This is a genomic window from Mesorhizobium sp. M1406, assembly GCF_040317555.1.
Taxonomy (GTDB): domain Bacteria; phylum Pseudomonadota; class Alphaproteobacteria; order Rhizobiales; family Rhizobiaceae; genus Mesorhizobium.
Genome location: NZ_JAMYKW010000135.1, coordinates 1 through 4116 on the forward strand (window position 1 = coordinate 1; position 4116 = coordinate 4116).

A 4116-nucleotide genomic window follows, 5' to 3' on the forward strand; every position below is an offset into this window, starting at 1 on the left:
ATATGTCAGCCGGATCGCAGCCGATCTGGCGACGGACGAAAAAAACGGCATTTCGTATTACCTGGTGCGTCTATCGGTTCCGCATCTCGGCTCGCGCGAACGCGCTCCCTAATGTTCCATTTCTCGCAATGGGCAGTGCTGGCGAGATACTCGGCAACACAGCCCCATGCCTGTTCTTCCGAGGCCGGCTTGACGGTGAGCGAATGCGTAACGCAGCTGTGAGGACCCGTCAGTTGTCGTTTCAGCTCGGCTTCGGCCAACTTCGACAGCCTGTCGGCGAAAGGCGCTATCACGAGGCCATTGGTGGCAAATTGCCCTCCCCTTGTTGCGCGGTAGCAGCATGCGTGTCGGGGAAGGAACCGTCTCCGGCCCCCATTCATCGCTGAGGCCGCGCCGTACCCGCCGCCACCGGAACTTGTCCACGTCCAGCGCTTACGGTGCGGGTATGCCGGCGTCGAGCAAACAGAGAGAGGTTTGGGCCCAACCAGGGCGGCCGGTTACCAAGTTTTCCTCGTCCGCTTGAGTGTGAATGTTCGGGTCGATCGTCTGGGCGCGTCCCCGCCGCCTGCGAGCCCGCTACTGCTCAGCGGAAGGGCGAAGTGAACGTGAATGCATCCATTTCGTAAATGTGTGTCTATCCAAGCAATCGATTTCTCTAAATACCCGATGAGCAATATGAACGCGTCAGGCAGGGTGCATCATTAGGAGTATTTTTCGATGGCAAACATTATCGAGGGTAGCCCGGATGCCGAAACACTCCTCGGCACTAAGGGTGAAGATTGGATGGAGGGTTTCCAGGGCGGTGACTGGATTGACGGTCGTGGCGGCAACGACGAGATCTCGGCTGGCCCGGGCAGTGACCGAGCCCTTGGCGGCGAGGGTAACGACCGCATCTTCGGCGGAGATGGCTGGGACGATCTCTCCGGCGACAACGGCCGCTTCAACGCGCGCATCTCCGGTGAGGACAATGACAGGCTCAGCGGCGGTCCCGGCCAGGATGTCCTCTACGTTGGTGACGGCCAGGATACGTTGACCGGGGGCACCGACAATGACACGTTCGTGTTCCAGTTCCACAATCCGGTGCCTGGGGTCGATCCGAGTGTCGGGTCGAAGCCGGACATTACCACTATCACCGATTTCAACCCGGCGGAGGACAAGTTCGCCTTCGATGCGGTGGGCCTCTACAACGACGGTTTTGGCGCGAACTTCGTCAACAACGCCAGTATACAGTCCGGCTACCCGGTGAGCAGCTTCTACAGTGGCGCGGCCTCGGGTGCGAACGGCGAACATGTCGTGGTAATCACTGGCGAATCTTTCAACTCTGCTAATGAGGCAGCGCGTGCGATCTCCGGCGAGCACGCCGGCGACATCATTGTCTACCAAAGCAGCTACACCGACAGAGTCGCAACTCTGGCCTATGTCACCGCCGACGGCAGCGCGCACGAGTTCGCCCACCTGGGCGGTGTGGTCACCGTGGCCGACCTAGGCCTGACCGCGTCGGACTTCACCTTCGTTTGATCCAGAAAACCGATACGGAACAGCGCCCCGCCCCTTGGGCGGGCGCTTTCCGTCTCCGCTACTTGCCATGGGCCGGGGCGCCCGGGAGCAGTCGCAGCGTGTACAGCTTGACGAAGCCCTGCACGTCGCGCTGGTCGTACACCGAATTCTCCCTGAAGGCGTGGAGGCGGAAGCCTGTTCGGGCCCTTGCGGCCGACCACGATGACGTTGCCCTTCCAAACTTTCAGCCGGACGGTGTTGTTGAGCCGCTCCATTTAAATGCCGGGACCAAACATATTCGGCGGGAGCACTGATCCTCAATCAGCGAGCGGATGCAGTCGGTCGCCGTTCGGGGAGCAATATAGGGCTGAGTCGCCAGCCTCCGGAGACTTACGTGAGAAGCCATTCCTTGAAGGATTCAGCTTTGAGACCTTTCCCTCTGACTTCCGCTATTTGGGGAATTCTGTTGATCAGCGGCGTGGTCAACGTGCTTGCGCTGATCTCGCCGCTGTTCATGCTTCAGGTCTATGACCGCGTTCTGGCAAGTGGCAGCGTATCGACGCTGGTAGGGCTCGTCGTGCTTGCTGCGGGGCTTTATGCGTTCCAATGCCTGCTCGGCATTTTGCGCGCCCGCGTGCTGCTGCGGATTGGCGAGCGTTTCGATGGAGAGTTTTCCGGACGCGTTCACGATGCGATCGTTCGCCTTCCGCTTTCAACGCGCATGCCGGGCGACGGCTTGCAGCCGCTTCGCGATCTCGACAATGTTCGCGGCTTCTTAGGTGGAAACGGTCCGACAGCGTTCTTCGATCTGCCATGGATGCTGCTTTATCTTGGCATTTGCTTCCTCTTTCATTTCTGGATCGGCATGACGGCACTTATCGGGGCGGTCGGTCTCACCTCTCTGACACTTCTTGCCAACACTCTCTCGCAACGGCCGATACGGAATACCGTTGCCCACAACATGGCAACAGCGCTTTGCGATGCCGACCTGCGCCTGCAGGTGCAATCGGCCATTCTTACCGTCGGTGCGTCCCTTGTCGTCAGGCAGGAGGCTACGGCCGGGGTCATGATTGTCAGTTCGATAATGATGGGGCGTGCGCTGGCTCCGGTCGACCTGGCCATTTCAAGCTGGAAATCCTTCCTCATGGCGCGCCAGGGTTGGGCGCGGCTGGAGGATCTCTTGGAAAAGGTTCCTGAATCCGCTCCTGTTATGCCAATGCCTGCACCTGAACGCGAACTGCGCCTCGAAGGCGTGACAATCGTTCCGCCCGGCGAAAGGAAGCCGACCGTGACCGGCCTTGCGTTTGCCATTCAGGCGGGAAGCGCACTCGGGATCATCGGTGCATCGGGCTCGGGCAAGTCGACACTCTCGCGCGCCATCGTCGGCGCATGGGCGCCGGTCGCCGGAAAAGTTCGCATCGACAGCGCAAGCCTTGATCAATGGGACCGGGAAGCACTAGGCCGTCATATCGGCTATCTGCCGCAAGACGTTGAACTGTTCGACGGCACCATTGCCGAAAACATTGCTCGTTTTGAAGATAATCCTGACCCTGAGGCTATTGTCGCCGCGGCGAAGGCAGCGGGCACGCACGAACTGATCCTCCGATTTGAGCACGGCTACGAAACTCCGATCGGTGAGGCCGGATCGGCACTTTCCGCCGGGCAGCGCCAGCGTATCGGTCTTGCCCGTGCTCTTTATCGAGACCCTTTCCTTGTTGTGCTGGATGAACCCAATGCCAATCTCGATGCGGAAGGCGAGGCTGCGGTCGTTAAGGCGATCGCCTCCGTGCGCGAGCGCAAGGGCATTGCGGTTGTCGTCTGCCATCGGCCGAGCGCCATCCGCGCCGTGGATTTGGTGTTGGTGATGGAAGGTGGACGGCAGCGAGCATTCGGTGCGCGTGATGAAGCGCTTTCCAAAGTCCTGAAGGGGACAGCGATGGCACGAGGCGCTGGCGTCAAGGCCATCGAGTCTACACAGGATCACGTGGGAGAGCGCGCTGACATGGAGGATCCCGGTGTCCGGCATTCATCAGAACAATGACGTTTCCAGCTCCATTCGCCGGCACCTGGTGGCGGGCCTTCTGGCGAGCGTAATCTTTGTGGGAGGAGCCGGAGCCTGGGCGGCCTTCACGAATCTCTCCGGTGCGGTTGTCGCGTCCGGACACTTTGTCGTCGATTCCTATGTCAAGAAGGTGCAGCACCCGACCGGCGGGGTGGTGGGAGAAATCCTGGTGCGCGAAGGCGATAAAGTGAAAGCCGGCGACATCCTCATGCGGCTCGATGCCACCCAGACGCGCGCCAATCTCGCCATAGTCACCAAGCGGCTCGATGAGCTCGCCGCCTACCAGGCAAGACTCGATGCTGAACGTGACGATCTCGCGGAGATCGCCTTCCCGGACTGGCTGCTCGCCCGAAGAGATGTTCCGGACGTAGCTTCGGCAATACATAGCGAGACGCTGCTGTTCGAATTCCGCAGACAATCCCGCGACGGAAAGCAGGCGCAACTGGCGGAACACATTACTCAATATCACCACGAGATCGAAGGATTCGAGGCGCAGGAAATTGCCTGTGAAAAAAGGATCGAGGTTCTCCTAAAGGAAATTGCTGTTCTGAGTGGGC

At 60.0% G+C, this 4116-nt stretch carries 3 protein-coding genes; all 3 read left to right on the top strand.

The genetic code is table 11. From position 1 onward, the window contains the following. Positions 1-717 precede the first annotated feature (717 nt). Complete coding sequence (locus NKH03_RS34365) at positions 718-1518, top strand: calcium-binding protein (protein ID WP_031213793.1); 801 nt, start codon at positions 718-720, stop codon at positions 1516-1518. 373 nt (positions 1519-1891) lie between these two features. Next, positions 1892-3538: a type I secretion system permease/ATPase gene (locus tag NKH03_RS34370; protein WP_502913586.1), complete on the top strand. Its 1647-nt coding sequence runs from the start codon at positions 1892-1894 to the stop codon at positions 3536-3538. Next, positions 3513-4116 (top strand): HlyD family secretion protein (locus NKH03_RS34375; protein WP_352973279.1); only part of this gene is annotated, 604 nt, incomplete at its 3' end. The genes NKH03_RS34370 and NKH03_RS34375, both read left to right, overlap by 26 nt.

Coding starts and splice junctions, on each gene's coding strand:
- NKH03_RS34365 (WP_031213793.1), top strand. CDS start 718: ATGGCAAACATTATCGAGGGTAGCCCGGATGCCGAAACACTCCTCGGC.